The sequence below is a fragment of the Nocardia thraciensis genome (assembly GCF_054782435.1).
Genome location: NZ_BAAGSM010000013.1, coordinates 117,647 through 135,564, shown reverse-complemented (window position 1 = coordinate 135,564; position 17,918 = coordinate 117,647). Strand labels below are relative to the sequence as shown.

At 68.4% G+C, this 17,918-nt stretch carries 12 protein-coding genes; all 12 read left to right on the top strand.

Translation table 11 applies throughout. The features are described from left to right. The first annotated feature begins 730 nt into the window (after window positions 1-730). The 12 genes from eccA to eccE all read left to right on the top strand — a co-directional run bounded on the left by eccA (window position 731) and on the right by eccE (window position 17,918). Window positions 731-2,449, top strand: a complete 1,719-nt coding sequence (eccA, locus tag ACYVLQ_RS07060; RefSeq protein ID WP_460696574.1) for a type VII secretion AAA-ATPase EccA — start codon at window positions 731-733, stop codon at window positions 2,447-2,449. 5 nt (window positions 2,450-2,454) lie between these two features. Then, the gene (gene eccB, locus ACYVLQ_RS07055; RefSeq protein ID WP_460696573.1) at window positions 2,455-4,011 is read left to right on the top strand and encodes a type VII secretion protein EccB; all 1,557 of its coding nucleotides are present in this window, start codon (window positions 2,455-2,457) and stop codon (window positions 4,009-4,011) included. Beyond that, on the top strand, window positions 4,008-8,024 hold the full coding sequence (gene eccCa, locus ACYVLQ_RS07050) for a type VII secretion protein EccCa (RefSeq protein ID WP_460696572.1): 4,017 nt from the start codon (window positions 4,008-4,010) through the stop codon (window positions 8,022-8,024). Before eccB ends, eccCa begins: the two co-directional genes overlap by 4 nt. A gap of 111 nt (window positions 8,025-8,135) precedes the next feature. Further along, window positions 8,136-8,450, top strand: coding sequence for a PE domain-containing protein (locus ACYVLQ_RS07045; RefSeq protein WP_460696571.1), 315 nt, complete (start codon window positions 8,136-8,138; stop codon window positions 8,448-8,450). Window positions 8,451-8,471: 21 nt separating this feature from the next. Next, window positions 8,472-9,896: a PPE family protein gene (locus tag ACYVLQ_RS07040; RefSeq protein WP_460696570.1), complete on the top strand. Its 1,425-nt coding sequence runs from the start codon at window positions 8,472-8,474 to the stop codon at window positions 9,894-9,896. Window positions 9,897-9,941: 45 nt separating this feature from the next. Then, window positions 9,942-10,328, top strand: a complete 387-nt coding sequence (locus ACYVLQ_RS07035; protein WP_460696569.1) for a hypothetical protein — start codon at window positions 9,942-9,944, stop codon at window positions 10,326-10,328. Window positions 10,329-10,366: 38 nt separating this feature from the next. After that, complete coding sequence (locus tag ACYVLQ_RS07030; protein ID WP_460696568.1) at window positions 10,367-10,657, top strand: WXG100 family type VII secretion target; 291 nt, start codon at window positions 10,367-10,369, stop codon at window positions 10,655-10,657. 95 nt (window positions 10,658-10,752) lie between these two features. Further along, window positions 10,753-11,583: an ESX secretion-associated protein EspG gene (locus tag ACYVLQ_RS07025; RefSeq protein ID WP_460696567.1), complete on the top strand. Its 831-nt coding sequence runs from the start codon at window positions 10,753-10,755 to the stop codon at window positions 11,581-11,583. Window positions 11,584-11,615: 32 nt separating this feature from the next. Further along, entirely contained in the window at window positions 11,616-13,298 is a 1,683-nt protein-coding gene (locus ACYVLQ_RS07020) for a MinD/ParA family ATP-binding protein (RefSeq protein ID WP_460696566.1), read from the top strand. After that, a complete protein-coding gene (eccD, locus tag ACYVLQ_RS07015) occupies window positions 13,295-14,839 on the top strand; it encodes a type VII secretion integral membrane protein EccD (RefSeq protein WP_460696565.1) in 1,545 nt (514 codons plus the stop codon). The genes ACYVLQ_RS07020 and eccD overlap by 4 nt, the downstream gene beginning before the upstream one ends. Beyond that, window positions 14,839-16,197: a type VII secretion-associated serine protease mycosin gene (mycP, locus tag ACYVLQ_RS07010; protein ID WP_460696564.1), complete on the top strand. Its 1,359-nt coding sequence runs from the start codon at window positions 14,839-14,841 to the stop codon at window positions 16,195-16,197. The genes eccD and mycP overlap by 1 nt, the downstream gene beginning before the upstream one ends. Then, on the top strand, window positions 16,194-17,918 hold the full coding sequence (gene eccE / locus ACYVLQ_RS07005) for a type VII secretion protein EccE (RefSeq protein ID WP_460696563.1): 1,725 nt from the start codon (window positions 16,194-16,196) through the stop codon (window positions 17,916-17,918). Before mycP ends, eccE begins: the two co-directional genes overlap by 4 nt.

Genomic DNA, 17,918 nt, shown 5'->3' with positions numbered 1-17,918 from the left:
TCCAGGCAGCGACCGGAGGGGCTGCCGGGCCTCCGCCGGCCGCCGCCTGGGGAGTCGCCGGGGCGAGGCAACCGGTGAGGGGGCCGGTGCATCCCGCACGACTCGGGGGTTCGGAAAGAACCGTCCTCTCGTGGCGGCCGACGGCCGGATCACGGTCGCCGACCGCCACTCCGAGGTGTTGGTTCGGCAGGATGAGGAACTGCCGAACCGAGAACAACTATACCGCTAAACGACGGTACATTCAATAGCGAGCCAACAATTTCGGTAGAAGCTGGTCAGTGCCCTGCACGGTCCTCCCGGCGTGCCCGGTCCCGTATTCCGGCGTGCCAGTCCTGCGTTCCGGCGTGTCGGTCCTGTATTTCGGCGTGCCGGCACTGCGTTTCGGCACGCCGGGAATGGCAGGTTGCACGCTCAGGGGACTGGCGGCAGGTGTCCGGGGGAAGGCGACCGGTCGGCGAGGGGGCTGCCGACCGGCCGCCGCAACGGGCGCCCGCAGGTGTGGGATAGGGAAGCGCCCGGAAGCGAAGGGTATCGCCAGAAATCGGCGCGATCAATATCGGACACCTGGGTAGCGTCGTATGCTGGGGTGTCTCCGGTCACGTCTTCCCAACGGTGGGAATCGGCCGCCGTCACCGCTCCTCCCTAATGTCTATGGTTCGGGCAGGCGAGAGCGGCGGAAGGGAAGTCGGTGTCAGCGGCCGAGGACGCGTTCTATACAGGTGTTCAATCTTTGGGGTTGGTCGCGGGCGGTGTGCGCAATGCGGAGCATGCGCTGGCCGCCTTCCGGGCCGCCACCGATCTCGATCCGGATATGTGCGATGCCTGGCTGGGCCGCGCCATGGCGGGGGAGATCACGTCGGAAGTGATATATGGGGCCTATCGGTCCGTGCACAATCTCTACCGCGACCAGCAGCGGGCGGGTCTGTCCGACCGCGCGCTGTGGTGTCAGGTCGAGATCGGGATGTACGGGCTGCGGGTGGCCATGGCCGATCGCGATCAGATCGCGATCGCGCAGGCCTGCTCGTATGCCGAGGGCGGTGAGTGGCAGGAGGCCGCCGCCATCCTCGCGCAGGTCTCCCCCGACGATGTGGCCGACTTCGTCCGAATGTCGTTGTACTACCGGACGAAACGATGGGTCGACGTGATCGACGCCCGCACCGCGAAGCCGACGCTCGAGGACGGGCTGCTCGATATCGCGGCCGAGTTGATGACCGCCCAGTCGCTGGCGCATCTGGGGCGGCTCGGCGAGGCCCTGCCGCGCGCCCAGCGCATCGTCGAGGACAGCTCCTCGGGCAACACCTCCTACATTTGGGCCGACGCGCACTTCCTGCTGGGAATGCTGTTGCGGCACAACGGTGATCACGACAACGCCGACCGCATCCTCAAGGGGCTGCAGGGTTCGGGCCTGTGGCCGGAGCGCGAGGAGTGGCAGCGTGCGGTCAAGGACAAGACCTACCGGCTCGAGATCACCACGCCGGAGCTGATCGCCTCCCGCACGGATCTGTGGGATCCGAAGTCCGGCGATGACCCGGCCGAGGCCGCGGCCTCCGCGGCCCGCGAGGAGCGGGAAACGCTGCTGAACGAGGCATCCGAGCTGCTGCAGGCCCAGATCGGCATGGATTCGGTCAAGGAGCAGGTCGACCGGCTCAAGTCCGGCGTGCTGATGGACCAGGTGCGCGCCAAGCGCGGGCTGGCCGTGGAATCCAAGTCGCAGCATCTGATCTTCTCGGGTCCGCCCGGCACCGGTAAGACGACCATCGCGCGCGTCATCGCCAAGATCTTCGCCGGTCTGGGTGTCGTCGAGAACTCCGAGGTCATCGAGGTCTCGCGCAACGACATGGTCGGCACTCACCTCGGCCACACCGCGCCCAAGACCAATGCGTTGATCGACTCGGCGCTGGGCGGCGTGCTGTTCATCGATGAGGCGTACACGCTGATCCAGGAAGGGCTTTCCGGCGGTGACGCCTTCGGTAAGGAAGCCGTCGACACCCTGCTGGCGCGCATGGAGAACGATCGCGACAAGCTGGTCGTGATCATCGCCGGGTACGAGGACCAGATCGACCGCTTCCTGGCCTCCAACGACGGCCTGGCCTCTCGCTTCACCAAGCGGATCCGGTTCTCCAGCTACGGCGCCGAGGAACTGGTGCGGATCGCGGACCATATTGCGCACAAGAAGGATTCGGTGCTGTCCGAGCAGGCTCGCGAGGTACTGCACGACCGGTGTGAGCAGTTGGCGGAGCAGACGCGCAACGGCCGCCGGTTGATCGATCTGGCGGGTAACGGCCGCTTCGTGCGCAATGTCGTCGAGGCCGCCGAGGCCGAGCGCGACTACCGGTTCACCCGGGAGAACGTGGATGTGGCGTCGATGACGAACGAGGAACTGATGACGGTCGACGCCTTCGACATCTCCGCCGCATTGGCGGGGCTGGCGCCCGCCTCGACGAGCTGACGCCTGTGGCGCGATTCCGGGTGGTGACCAAACACCAGATTTCGGGGTGGCGGTTCCTCCTGCGCCGTATCGAGCACGCGCTGGTGCGGCGCGACGCGTCGATGATCGACGATCCGCAGCGCGGCCGTTCGACCGCGCTGTCGATCGGTATCGCGCTGGCGTGCGTGATCATCGCGGGCGCCGCGATCCTGTCGTTCTTCAAGCCCGCCAAGAAGGTCGGCAATTCGGATATCCTCGCCGAGAAGGACACCGGCGCGCTGTTCGTGCGCCTGAACAACCGGATGTATCCCGCCCTGAATCTCACCTCGGCGCGGCTGCTCGCCGGGAAGCCCGATAAACCGGTGCCGGTCTCGCGGGACGAGCTGGCGAAATTTCCGCGCGGGCCGTGGGTCGGCATCCCGGGAGCGCCCGGCAGCATCACCGACAGCGGTGGCCGCGACTCGTCGTGGGCGGTGTGCGACACCACGAGAACCGGTTCGGCCGCACCGGTGAATCAGGCGACCGGCCTGCCGACCACGGCCGGATCGGCGGTGCGCACCACCGCGATCGGCGGCCCGCTGACCGTCGACGGCGATATCACGGCACCGCTCGGTGAGAATGCGGCACGGCTGCTGCGTGCCGACTCCAGCACCTGGCTCGTCTACCGCGACAAGGACAAAGGCATCGTGCGGGCGGGCATCAACCTGTCCGATTCGGCGGTGACCCTGGCGCTGGGTATCGATCCGACGTCGCCGGTGATCGCGGCCTCCAAGGGCCTGATCGAGGCGATCCCGGAAACGCCGCCGCTGCGGGTGCCGGATATCCCGGGCGCCGGGAGCACCACGACGCTGAGTTCGGGGATGGCGGTGCCCATCGGATCGGTGCTGACCGCCTCCGCTCCGGACCGGGGGTTGTCCTACTACCTGGTGGCGGAGTCGGGCGTAGTCCAGATCAGCCCCGTGCTCGCCGCCATGATCCGCAATGCCGATTCGCGCGGCGCCACGGGGACCACGACGGTCGGGCCGAATGTGATCGCCGCGAATCTGCGACCCGGCGCATGGCCGGGCACGGCGGACTACCCGACCCGCCGGGTGGAACTCGTGGACCCGGAGCGTGCGGGTGTGACCTGCTATCACTGGTCCCGCGGCGGCAACGACCCCAACGCGACCATGGATCTGCTGGTCGGGCGGCAGCTGCCGCTACCGGACGACCAGCAGAACCGGGCCGTCGATCTGGTGACGGCCTCGACCTCGCGCGGTGCGACCGCCGACGCGGCGCTGCTGTCCGCCGGTCGTTTCGTGCAGGTGACCGGGGACGATCCCGGCTCGCCGCGCCGCGAGTCGCTGTTCTGGATCTCCGACAGCGGGGTGCGCTACGGCATCGATGTCGCGCCCGGCGCCACGTCCGATTCGACGCTGACTTCACTGGGGCTGCGCGCCCCGATACCCGCGCCGTGGAGCGTGGTATCGCTGTTCGCGACCGGGCCCACGCTGTCGCAGCGAGACGCTCGCATCCAGCACGACGGCATCCCGACCGACAAGGGCGCCATCGGATTACCGACCAAGGAGGGTGGGACGTCGTGACGACGACTCGCCGTTTCGTCCGCCCGGCCCGGACGGTGCGCGGTCCGAAGGCTCCCGCGGTCACGGAGCTGCGCTTGCAGCCGCCGACGGAGCTGCCCAATCCGGTGCCTATGTCGCGGTGGAAGTTGATTCTGCCCGTGGTCATGGTGGCCGGTATGGGCGGGATGATGGTGATGATGTTCCGCAACGGCGGCGGAGCAGTGAATCCGATGATGCTGATGTTCCCCGCCATGATGGTGTTCTCGATGTTCGGGATGATGGGCGGGGCGATGAGCGGCAACAGTTCCGGTGGCGCCGCGAGTTTGAACGAGGAGCGCAAGGATTATCTGCGTTCGATCGCCGACAATCGTAAGACCGTGCATACGGCCGAGACGGAATTGCATGCCTTCCTGCGCTACACCCATCCGGGCCCGGCCGAGATCGCGCGGCTGGTCGGCGGGAAGCGGATGTGGGAGGTGCAGGTAGCGAGCCCGCAGTTCTTGCGGGTGCGGGTGGGCCGCGGCCGGATCGCGAATCAAGTGCGGGTGATCGTGCCCGAGGCGGCGCCGACGTCGGATCTGGATCCGGTCGGCGTGGTGGAGGTGACGCGGTTCGCGAAGGCCTATTCGACGGTCGGCGGCATGCCGGTGGCGATCAATCTGCTGTCGGCGCCGCAGGTCGGGTTCGACGGTGACGCCGACGCGGTGGCGGGGCTGGTGCGGGCGATGGTCGCCGAGATCGTGGTGCTGCACGGTCCGGATCAGGTGGCGGTGGCGGCGGTGCTGTCGGATCCCGATGCGCCGCACTGGTCGTGGCTGAAATGGCTGCCGCATACCCAGCATCCCAGCGATACCGATGCGATCGGGTCGGAGCGGATGGTCTATCGCACCGTGGCCGAGTTGCGGGCGAAGGTGCTGGCGGGGTTGAACCGCGGGCCGTTCTCGGCCAACAGCCAGCCGACCCTGGATCGCACGCACTATCTGTTGATCGTCGATGTGGGCGGTCCCGCCAGCGAGCGCGATATCTCGGGTATCGACGGCTGTACCTGGCTGCGTCTGGGTACCGCCGAGCAGAATCTGCCCCGGGCGCTGATGTTCACGGTCTCGGAGGATCGGCACCTGCACGAGGTGTCCTCGCGGGGACCGCGGCTGGTCGGGGTGTCGGACACCATGTCGGTCCCCGCGATGACCGCGCTGGCGCGCGGAATCTCCCCGTATCGCCTGTCGACGGTGGTGGAGGCGGTCGCGGCCGAGCAGGCCAGTGGCGGCACGTCCTGGGAGGACATGGTCGGGATTCCCGATCCGGGCAATATCCGGGTGGAGCAGTACTGGCCGCGGCGCAGCGACAGCGACCGGGCGCGGCTGAACATCCCGTTCGGGCACGATCCGACCGGGCAGGTGGTCTACCTCGATATCAAGGAGTCGGCCGAGGAGGGCATGGGCCCGCACGGCATGTGTATCGGCGCCACCGGGTCGGGCAAGTCGGAATTCCTTCGTACCCTGGTGCTTTCGGCCGTCGCGACACACTCGCCGGATACGTTGAACCTGCTGCTGGTCGACTTCAAGGGTGGCGCGACGTTTCTCGGGTTCGACCGGTTGCATCACGTCACCGCCGTGGTCACCAACATGGAGGAGGAGGCCGATCTCGTCACCCGTATGGAAGACGTGATCAACGGCGAAATGGCCCGGCGGCAGCGCATCCTGCGCGACGCGGGCAATTTCGCCAGCGTCGCCGACTACGAGCGGGCCCGCGAGCAGGGCGCCCGGCTGGCACCGCTGCCCACGCTGCTGATCATCCTCGACGAGTTCGCCGAACTGCTCGAACAGCACCCGAGCTTCTCGAAGCTATTCGTGGCCATCGGCCGCCTGGGCCGCTCGCTGCGCATCCACCTGCTGCTGGCCTCGCAGAAGGTGCCCGCCAACCGGATGGGTGAGCTCGAGGCGCACCTGTCGTATCGAATCGCGTTGCGCACCAACCAGACCAGTGACTCCCGCGATGCCATCGGCACGGCCGACGCCTACCACCTGCCGAAGAAGCCGGGCTCGGGCTACCTGCGAGTCGGCGCGGGCGATCTGCAGCGGTTCCAGGCGTCCTATGTCGGTTCCGCATACGCGGCCCCGGCACAGGCATCCGCGGCCAGCGCCCAGCGCGCACGCCGGGCCGGTGGCGGTTATCGTCCGCCGCAGCGTTTCACGGCCGCGCACATCGCCAACACCCGGACCGAACCGGTTGTTGTCGAGCCCGAACTGACGGCGCCCGAGCCGGAGTCCGGCGCCGAGCCGGTGACCCTGATGGAAACCGTGCTGCAGCAGCTGGCCGGGAACGGTCGGCGGGCGCACAAGATGTGGCTGCCGCCGCTGAACGTTCCGCCCACCCTGGACCGGCTGACGGCCAAGGCCACCGCGGGCGCCCTGCAGATTCCACTGGCCATCGTGGACAAGCCGCACCAGCAGCGGCAGGACGTGTGGTCGGTGGACATGTCCGCGGCGGGCGGGCATATGGCCATCGTCGGCGGGCCGCAGTCGGGCAAGTCGACGGCCGTGCAGACGCTGATCATTTCGGCCGCGCTCACGCACACCCCCGAACAGGTGCAGTTCTACTGCCTCGACTTTACCGGCGGGCTTTCGGGCCTGCGCAATCTCCCCCATGTCGGCTCGGTGGCCTCGGCACGCGAAGGTGACCGGGTGCGACGGACATTCGCCCTGATCACCAACCTGATGGCGGCCCGGCAGTCGCTGTTCACCGAACTCGGCATCGATACGATGCGTGAGTTCCGCCGGCGCCGCAACTCACCGGAGGAATCGGCGGAGCTGAGAGCCTACGGCGACAACCACGGCGACGTCTTCTTCGTCATCGATGGCTGGGACATCGGATTCTCGCTCAACGGACCGTACTACGACGAGTACTTCCAGGTGATGGAATCGCTTGCCGTACAGGGGCTGAACTACGGGATCCATCTGGTGATCGCCAGTTCGCGGTGGGCGGCGATCCGCGCGACGGTGAAGGATATGACGCAGACCCGGCTCGAGATGCGGCTCGGCGACCTCACCGACACCACGTTCAACAATCACCGGTCGGTGGTGGCGGCGGTTCCGCCGAACCGTCCCGGGCGCTGCTTGTCCACCGAGGGGCTGCACATGCTCACCGCGCTGCCCCGCGTGGACGGTGTGAGCGACGCCGAATCCGCCGCCGCGGGGTTGGCGGCCACCGTTCAGCAGTTGAGCCAGACGTATCAGGGCCGCAGGGCTCCCGAGGTCAAGCTGCTGCCGGACCGCATCACGCTGGCCGAAATCCACGCCGTGCGACCGGAACCCACGACGCTCGCGCAGCGACTGGTGGTGCCCTTCGGCGTCCGGGAGTCCGATCTCACCACCGCCGCCATCGATTTCGGTGTTTCCACGCACCTGATGGTGCTGGGATCGTCGGGCTGCGGAAAGTCGACGGTGGTCGCCGCGCTGCTGGAATCGATTCGGACCCAGTTCAACCCGGACCAAGCCCGGGTACTGCTGGTCGACTACCGCCGCCAGCATATGGATGCCATTCCGCAGGAGCAGTTGATCGGGTACCTGACCAGCGAACGCGATCTGGCCGAAGGACTGCCGCCCTTCGCCGCCAAGATGCGCTCACGCCGCCCACCCGACGGCGTGACCTCGCAGCAACTCAAAGAGCGCTCGTGGTGGAATGGCCCGGAAATATTCGTCGTGGTCGACGACTATCACATGGTGGTGCAGCGTGGCGCCATGAACCCCCTGGACCCGCTCAAGGACCTCATCGTCGACGGCCGGGATACCGGACTGCACGTCATCGCGGCGCGCAGTATCGCCCAGGCGGATATGGCGCTGTACGACAATGTGCTCGGGCAGATCAAGAATCTCAACTGTTCCGGATTCGTCATGGACGGCACGAAAATGGACGGCATGCTCGTGGGCGATGTCAAGCCGACGAAGCAGCCGCAGGGGCGTGGAATTCTCGTCGAGCCACTGCATTCGCGCAAGGATCTGGTGCAGGCAGCCGTGCTGTCGGACCAGGACTGATAACGCCGCGCGGCCCTTCGCGAGGCCTGGTTCCCAAGGTTGGGAATGCCTTAGCGTTCTTGATGTACCGGCTCGATGTAAGAGTCGGCGCACCGTTGATAGGAGACTTCCATGCCTCTCCAGCATTTTTCGGATCAAGTCCTGGCTGCGTACTCGAGCAACGTCGCGGTCCGGGGGACGCTATCCGATCTGATGTCTGCGGCGTCGGCGGCCTGTGTGCCGGTTGCCGCCGGAGCCGACCCGGCGAGCAGGCAACTCGCCAGCGCATTCAAAGCCCAGAAGAACGAGTGCCATCAGGCGGTCACGCGTGGGATGGGACGATTCGACGACGGCAACGCGAAACTGCCGGAGTCCAGTAACAACTACCTTCAGAACGACCTCCTGGGAGGTTCGGGGGTCGCGGCGCAGGATGTGTTCGGCTCCTGACGATTCGGTAGGAATCGCACCATGGATTCATTGACCGAGGCGGTGGAAGTCGCCGCCGCCATGTTGGACGAACTGGGCAAGATCGCGGAAAATCTGTCCACCGCGCCGGAGACGGGCGCCTACGGAGCGCTCCCGCCGGAGGTGAATTCCGCGCGCTTGAACTCCGGACCGGGACCGGCGCCCATGATGGGTACCGCCGCGGCCTACGGAGCCATCGCCAACGCCTTGGCCGCGGCGGCGGGCGGATCCGACGGCTCGACGAACATGATGGAACCTGCCTGGGAGAGTGAGGCCGGGACCAAAGCCAAGTCCGCCTTTCGCAGGCACGCGATGTGGCTGCGCGAGCAGTCCGTCGTGGCGACCCAGACTTCCGCTCTCGCCGCCGAAGCGGCGGGGGTGAACACCGCCGCACGGGCCGCCATGCCTCCACTGGCATTGATCGTCGCCAACCGGCTCTCGTTCGCCGCGTTGACCGCGACCAACCAGATGGGGCAGAACACCCCGGCTATCGCGCTCAATGAGGCGGTGTACTACGGGATGTGGATGCAGGCCGCCAACACGATGTACGCCTACCAGGCGGCAACGAACGCCATCGCGGCGGCCCTGCCGCCCTCACCGGAGGCGCCGCCGATCGCGAACGGTGGGCCGGGTTCTGTGCCGACATACGATACGGGTCCGTCTCGCTCGTCGGTGGATTTCAACTCCAAACCCGAGTACGGCGGTGGCGGTTCGGATTCGGGTGGTGGTGGCTCGGACAGTGGTGGCGGTTCGGACAATGGGGGGGGCTCGGACAACGGGGGCGGCTCGGACAACGGCGGCGGCGACACCGGCGGTCCGGACAAGCCTGATCCGGTGGATCCCACCGGCCAGGGCGAGTCGCTCACTCCGGACGAAGCGACGACCTCCGTTCCCGACGGGGTCACCGATCCGGTCGTCGACGGCGGTTTCAGCGAGCAATATCTCGGTGACGAGGGCACGGGGTTCTACGGGACCTCGCCGTACTCCTCGACACTGGCCGGATTGGGCGGCGGAGGTCTCGTCGCGTCGCTCGGAATGGCGAACGGCGGACTCGGCTCGATGTCGGGCGGATCGACCGGCTTCCGGATGCCTGCCAACTGGAATCCGGGCGCCGTCAAGGCATTCGGCGCGCCGGTGCAGACAGCGCCCGCGCCCATGGCGCGCAAGACGCCTCCGCGTGGTGCGGTCGCGCCCACGGCGCGCATGCGGCGGCGGCGCGACGATGAGAACAAACCGTCCAAGGTGTTCATACCTGGCGAACATGAGGAGGTGCCGGTCCTGGAGAGACCACCCGTCGTCGGTGTTATCGAATACGCGGACAATGATCGCCGCGACGAATACGACGATGCCGATATGTCGGTTCTGGTCGGCGTAATCGAAAATTTCGAGGACGACACAGTACCGGCAACATCGGAGCGTCCTCGGTGATGTGCATCGAGGTCGAAAGCAAGACATTCATGAAAGGAATACGAAATGTATGTTGGTGAACCCGACGAGCTGAAGGGCTCGGCGCAGCAGACCAGCGATCGACTGGATGAACTGGAACGTCAACTCAAGAGCCTGGTCGGTGTGCAGGATGAGCTGCGCGCGGCCGTTGTCAGTAAGGGTGCCGGTGACGCCATCTACACCACCGTCGGAAATGCCCATGAACGGGGTAAGGCTCTCGCCGGGACGCTGAGCAAGATCATCACTGATCTGAACCAGGCTGGCGTCAAGGTCGAGGCGGACGACTTGCAGGGCGCGCAGCAGATCCTGAGGTCGGAGGCGGCCGGGGAGAACTGGACCGGCGGCCAGGGGAGTTGGTCAGACGGACAGATGCAGGACGCGGCGAAATTCAAGGTAGACACCTCTTCCTGGTGATACTGCCCGACATCCGGAGTGAGTAAGGACTGAAGAACATGAAATACGATTTCAATGGCGTCGATTATCAAGCGGGCCAGCTCGGTGGCATTCTCGGCGCGATGGAAGATAATCTGGCGAGCCTGCGGACCCTGAAGAACGACCTGATGACCAAGTTCCAGGGTGCGGGTGCGACCGGGTACGAGGACGTCATGAATGATCTCCAGACGAAGATGGATCAGTACGGCGGATCACTCAACAGTGTGAAGTCCGCGATCAACTCCGTCGCCGGTTCCGGCGGTCTGATGAAGGAAACGGACACGAGCAACGGCAAGATGTTCTATTCCTGAAACCCGTCCGTAAGCGGTCGTGCGCCCGGTCTGCTCCGTGGTCCTGTACCCGAAGCAGCCGGGATGCGCCCGACAAACACGTATCTGGTGAAGGTGTGGAAGACGATCCCGTAGCAGTCGACCTGAATGTCGATGCCGCCCTGTTGCTTCAGCATCTGGTCGGCATCGACTCCTATCCGCCGGTCCTGGCACTGCTGCCGAATATCTACCGCCTCGACGACCTGAATCGGGTTCGTGCCGTTGTCGCGGAACAGCTCACCGAGGTGGGCGTTCTCGACAACGGCCGGGTCCATCCGGTGGTCGAGCATTGGCTGCAGTGCCTGTACCGGCCGGATACGGAACTGGTCGCGCGAGTATTGGACAACGGCCTGGACGGCGAACCGCGGGGCATGCTGCGGATGTCGCTGGTCCGTGCCGGTGACACGCATGTGCTCGCGGTGCGTTCGGACGATCATGTCGTGATCCAGTCGGTGTTCCAGCAGGGCCAGCAGCTCGACACGGTGGCCGACGCCCTGACCGCCGCGCTCGGGCCCGGACAGGCCCTGCGGTTCGAGCCGATGTCCGCGCCGCTGGTGCAGTTCCAGGAGGTGCCCTCCGACGCGGACGAGCGGCGGCGGGCGCTGGTGGACATGGGCGCGCAGCCGCATACCGCGGGTGTGCTCACCCGTGTGCTGGACGAGGTGGCGCGGCGGGCGGAGGTGTTGCTGATCGAACATCGTGACGGAGGTTCGGCACAGACCGAGGTGTGCCTCAGCGTGCTGGACACCCTGTCGGGCCGGATCGTCGTGACCCCCAGCGTCGCGATGGACGGCGAGATCTGGTCGACCTACGCGCCGGGCGACGATGCTGCCATCCGTTCCGGCGTCGCGGCGCTGGTCGAGCTATTACCCGGCCGCAGCTGGTTCGAAACCACCCGCACCGGTTGAGTTTTCGCTGGGTTCGTCGAGAGGATGAGGGAATGAACCGAGCACCGAGTACGAACGGTCATACCGCCGAGTCAGTCCGGGCTCGGGGTGGGTACGACGCGTTCTTCGCACCCGCCGAGCAGGTGGAGTCGGCCGGAGCCGGTGGGCAGGGCACAGCCGCGGGATCGGCTGCGGCACAGGCTGGTCCACGCTACGACCACGGCGAGCCGGTGATCGGCGCGCCGCGGCCACCCGAGGCGAACGGATCCGACAGGCCACCGGCCACTTCCGGCGCCGTGAGCCCGCCCTCGGCGACCGCGCAGGCGCCACGGCCTGCCGCGCAGACCCCCTCGGACGCCGCCGGTCCGTCCCAGGCATCCACCGAATCCCAGGCCGCACAGTCTCAGCGGCAGGATCGTTCGTACTCGTCCGCCCAGGCCCAGCCGTATCAGGCCCAGTCCGGCCAGGGGCAGCCTGCCCAGGGGCAGTCGGGCCGAGCCCAGTCCGGCCATGGGCAGCCCGCTCCGGGGCAGTCGGGCCAAGCGCAGTCCGGCCAGGCTCAGGCCCAGTCCTACGCCCAGGCCCGCCCGTCGAGCGAAGGCTCCGGCACCACCTGGCAATCGGCGGAGGCGCAGTCCGAGACCACGGCGGCCCCGTGGCGATCCGCCGACAGCAGTCCCGAAACCACCAGGGCGACAGGACAACCGGCCACCTCCTGGGTGCCCGATCGCATCGAGCGCACCTCCTACGACCACCCGCGCGTGGAGGTGCTCCCCGCCGCACTCACCTCCGCGGACCTGTTGGCCGATATCGCGGCCGCCCGCCGCGCGCAGCTGAAGTCCCAGAGCGGTATGCGCGGCGCCCTCAACAAGGTGGGCTTCAACCTGGGACTGTCCCCGGCCGAGCAGCGCGTGGAGAACCGGCGCGGCCGCATCCGCCGCCAGCTCACCTCGACCTATCAGATCGCGGTCGTCAGCGTGAAGGGCGGCGTCGGCCGCACCACGGTGACCGCCGCACTCGGCTCCACCTTCGCGAGCCTGCGGCCCGACCGCGTCGTCGCCATCGACGGCAACCCGGATTTCGGCGACCTGCCCTCGCGCACCGCCCCGCATCCGTACGGCCTGACCCTGCGAGACCTGGCGCAGTCACAGAATCTCGACGCGTTCTCGGCGGTGCATTCGTTCACCTCGATCAACGATTCCGACCTCGCCGTGCTCGCGTCTCCGTGGAACACCGAAGCCACCGCGGCGTTGTCGGGCCACGAGTACGCGGCGGCGGTGGAAATCCTGCGGCGCCACTACAATCTGGTGATGGTCGACTGCGGCACCGGTGTGCTGGATTCGGTGACGGGGGCCGTGCTGCACACCAGCGACGCGGTCGTGGTGGTCACCCCGGCAACCGTCGGCGGCGTGAAAGGGGCCGTGGCGACACTGAATTGGCTGAACTCGCACGGTTTGCAGCACCTGATCGCCAAGTCGATCGTCGCCATCGTGCATCATCAGCCGGTCAAGCCCACCGTGGAGGTCGACCAGATCGAGAAGCTGTTCGCGAGCGCCCAGCGGCCCACCCAGGTGGTGCCCTACGACCCCCACCTCGCCGAGGGCGGTGAGATCGATCTGCGGTTGCTCGAGAAGGACACGCTGCTCGCCTTCGAGGAACTCGCCGCCGCCTTGGCCGACGGTATACCGAGTCATCCGGGCGGCGGCGCGCCCGGCGATCGCGGCGGGTGGCGATGAGCACCGCGTTCGCCCCGGCCCCGCCGCCCGCGGCGCCGACGCAGCAGCCGTCCGCCGAGGTGGCGCGGGCGCGAATCGCCGTCATGGTCGGCAGCTACCAGGTGGACGTGGTGGTGCCCACCAAGTTCACGATCGAGACCTTCATCGACGATCTGCTGGGCGTGCTGTCGCGCGCGATCAACGACGAGACGGTGGATTTCGTCCCGCCGACGGGTCAGTGGAGCCTGGCCCGGCCCGGGGAGCCGCCGATTCCCCGCTGGCGCAGTCTGGCCGATCACGACGTCGTCGACGGCGCCGTGCTGATGCTGTCGGTGATCGAATCGGCCGAGGTCTTCACGCCCGTGGTGGAGGACATCACCGACGCGCTGGCGGGCATCAACGAGCGGGAGTTCGCCGAATTCGACAGTGGCACAGCCGTTATCGTCGGCCTCGCGGTCTTGGGTTTCGGCGCGGCCGCCACGGCGGCGCTGCTGTCGCTGTCGTGGACCGAGACCGGCTCGCTGCTGTGGTGCGGGCTGCCCGCGCTGTTGCTGGGCGCGATCGCCTGGGCCGCCGCGTTGTCCGCGGGACGCAAGCGTGTCGCGCCGGGCATCTGCCTCGGCTTGGCCCTGACGGCGCTGCCGCTGCTGTTCGCGGGCGGCGCCATGCTGGTGCCTCCGGCCTACGGTGAGCCCGGACCGTTCGCCGCGGCGAATGTGGCTGCGGGCTCGGTCGTGGCCGCCGTCGCCGCGGCGACGATGCTGCGCCTGACCAGGCTGGGGATCGCCACGCTGATGGCGGTGACGGTACTCGGCGTGGTCGTCTGCGCCGTGGTGCTGCCCCTGACCTACCTCGACATATCCCTGGAGCAGGTGGCCGGGGGCGCGGTGTTCGTCGGCATCATCCTGCTCACAGCGGCGCCGCGGCTGGCCGTGGTCTCCGCCCGGATCCGCCCGCCCGATCTGCCCGACCCGGGCAACGAGGTGGCCCCGGCTACCCTGGCCGACATCTTCGACGCCGAATCCGCCAGGGAGGCGGATCCCGACCAGGCCGAGACCCAGGAGTCCGAAAAGCGGCGCGCCCTGGCCGAATCCGGTATCGAGGGCCGGGCCCGGTTGGCCGTGACCAGTCTGCGCGGGCTGATCGCCGCGGTATCGGTGCTGCTGTCGGTGTCGGTGATCGTCTCCGTGGCGACTGCGCCGGGCGGCATTCGCGAGATCGTCATGGGCACGGCCGTGGCCGGGATCCTGGCGATGCGCGCGCGCTGGTACCCCGATCTGGTGCAGGCGATCTCGCTGATCTCGGCGGCGGCGGTCACGGTCGCGGGCATCGGGTTCGTGCTGGTGGACGCGTACGGCACGGGCTATGCCCGGCTCGCGGTCGCGCTGGTGGTGGCCCTGGCCGCGGGGGCGGGATGCGTTGCGGCGCTGCGGTTGCCGGGCAAACGGCTGTCACCGGTCACCCGCCGGGTCATCGACCTGATCGAGTACGCGCTGATCCTCATCGTGCCGATCATCGCCTGCTGGGTGATGGGCATCTACACGGCGATGCGAGCTCTGTGATGGGTTTCGGCAGGGGCGTGGCCGTCGCGATGGCTACGCTGGCGCTGGCCACCGGCGCGGCGCCGGCCGCGGCGCTGGAACCGCCGGAGGTCGCCGTCGGTGCGGCGCCGCCGGACGGCGCGCCCGGCCCGGAGGCGCCGACCAAGCAGGACAAGGGCTGTCTCGCGGTGGGCGTGCTGCCCGACAGCGATCTGTCGCAGGCGCCTCCGCCCGAGCGCGCGCTGGATCTCACCCGGACGCGGGCGCTGAGCCGGGGCGCCGGGGTGAAGGTCGCGGTGATCGACACCGGTGTCTCGCCCAGTTCGCGCCTGCCCCACCTCACCGGTGGCGGCGACTACGTGTCCAGCGGCGGCGACGGCCTGTCCGACTGCGACGCGCACGGCACGCTGATCGCCGGGATCATCGGTGCCGCCCCGGACGCCGGTGACGGATTCGCCGGTGTCGCACCGGATTCCGAGATCATCTCCATCCGATACCGCTCGGGTGCGTTCAGTCCCGAACGTGCGGGCAGCAGCGACCAGGCGCAGCGGCTGGCGCTCGAGCTCCGGACGCTGGCCCGCGCGATCACTCACGCGGCCAATCTCGGCGCCCAGGTCATCACGGTGGCGCTGCCGATCTGCGTACCGGCTGACACGGGCCTGGACCAGTCGATGCTGTCGGCCGCCATCGGACACGCCGTGCACGTCCGCGGCGCGTTGATCGTGGCGGGCGCCGGAAATACCGGGAGCTCCGGCTGCGAACAGAATCCGCCCATCGATCCGAGCCGCCCCCGCGATTCGCGCAATTGGGGTGCGGTCAAGACGATTTCGGCGCCGGGGTGGTTCGCTCCCGAGGTGCTGACCGTCGGGTTCACCACGCCGACCGGTGCTCCGATGCCGGATTCGCTGTCGGGGCCGTGGGTTTCGGTGGCCGCGCCCGGCACCGGCATCGAGTCGGTGGGTCCGGGCGGCGGCGGACTGATCAACGGCATCGGCGAGCCCGGCAAGCTGGTACCGGTCGGCGGCGCGTCCTTCGCCGCGGCCTACGTCAGCGGTGTCGCCGCCCTGTTGCGATCGCGGTTCCCGAACGAGACCCCGTCCGAAATCGGTGCGCGCCTGCAGGCTTCCGCGCACGCCCCGGCCCGGGGCATAGATAACGCCGTCGGCGCCGGGGTGATCGATCCGGCGGCCGCACTGAGCTACCGGACCCCGCCGAAGCCGCCGGTCGGATTGTTCCGGGCGTCGGAGTTGCAGCTGCAGCCGCCCGCGCGTCCCCGGGACCAGCGCCCGGCGCTGATCGCGACGGCGGTGATACTGGCGGCCGTGATCTTCGGTGTGATCGCCAGTCGGGCGAAATATGGGATCGGGAGACGTGGGTGAGCTTTCCCAGCATTCGAGTCGGCAGTCTCGAGCGCGGTCCGGTCGCCACGGTGGTGATCGGCGGCAGCTTCGTGGTGGCCGGGCTGTGGGCCCGCACCCCGCTCTGGGTCGGACCGGCGATCGTCGGTCTGCTGCTGGTCACGGTGACCGTCCGGGTCGGTGGCCGGACCACGGTCCGCTGGCTGCTGGACTGGGGCGAGTTCCGGTTCGGCCGGGAGGCCCGTGCGCAGGCCCGCGCGGCGGTGCCCGAGGTGCGCGACGTGACGGTCGCCGCCGGTGTCTGCGGTATCCACGAGGCCGGATCGACGCTGGTGGCCATGGTTCAGCTCGCCCCGGACCTGGGCCTGCCCACGGTGATCGCCGAGCGGACCGTCTACACCGAGGACATCGTGCCGCTCGACGACCTGCTGCCGATGCTCGACCAATTCGGTCTCGCCGTCGACATCGACATCGTCACCACCGGCCAGCGGGTCCGCCCGAGCACCGGGTACAGCATGCTCTACGACCAGCTGATCGGTTCACATCCTGTGGTCGGCGACCGGTCGACCTGGCTGGTGCTCCGACTGAACCAGGAACGCAACCTGTCCGCGCTGGCGCGCCGGGGCCCGGCCGAGGTGTCGGGGCCCAAGGCCCTCGCGACCGCGGCGCATCGGATCGCCGGACGGCTGCGCGAACGCGGTATCGCCGCACAGGCGTTGCCCGCGGAGGCGTTTCGCGGCGCGATGCGATTGCTGCACGCCGGCGTGGAACTGCCGGACCTGCGGGAGAAGTGGGGGCATCTCGAGCCCTCCACCCCGGGGCGATTCGTGACCAGCTTCGCCATCGACTGGACCCGCCTGGCCGGCGCCGGGCTCGACGACTGCTGGGCCTGGAACCGGGGCCGCACCACACTGGTGGTGAGCCTGGCGGGCGGGGCGCTCGGGCCGCGCGGCCTAGTGCGCTATGTCGGCCCCGCGGCGATGACCGATCCGCCCGACTACCTCCGCCGCCTGGGTGGGAAACAGTCCACCGCACTCCTCGCGACGCTGCCGACGGGGACATCGGTGCAGGACGTGCCGCCCGATGACACCGGCAACGACGTCGCGCCGCTCGACCTGCTCGCGGAACTGCCGATCGCCATCGGCCCCAACGGGCAGATCCTCGGCACCATCAGCGGGCAGCCGCGGCATACGCTCGCGCTGCCGCTGTTCGATCCGGTGCGGTACAACCCGAGGCGGCGCACGGTCGACGTACAGGCGGAATTGCCTGTGGCACAGCAGATCGTCCTGCGCGCCATGGTCGTCGGCGCGGATGTCGAGGTGCATTCGGCCCGGCCGCACCGGTGGTCGCAGCTGGTATCGGCGGTCGGCGATACGGACTCGCTGCGTCTGGCCTCCGACCCGGACGGCGGCGGCCCGGCGGCCCCGCCCTCCAACCACGCGACGATCGCCGTCTTCGACCAGGTGCCGCCGCAGGGTTCCGCCGCGCATACGACGGTGACGATCAGTGATCCGGGTACGCCGCGGCGGCGGTCCGCCGATCTGGCCATCAACCAGGTCAGCGCGACGTCCGTCGACGTCAATATCCCGATGCGCACGGTCCGGGTGGATCTGATCGAGCCGCGCGGGGAGACCCGCTACTACGATGCCCCGGTCCAGCCGCCGCCATCCGGCGTCTCGGTGCCCTACGAGTCCGTCGCGACGACGGTGCCGCTACCGCCCGGCGACCGTCGAGTGGGTTAG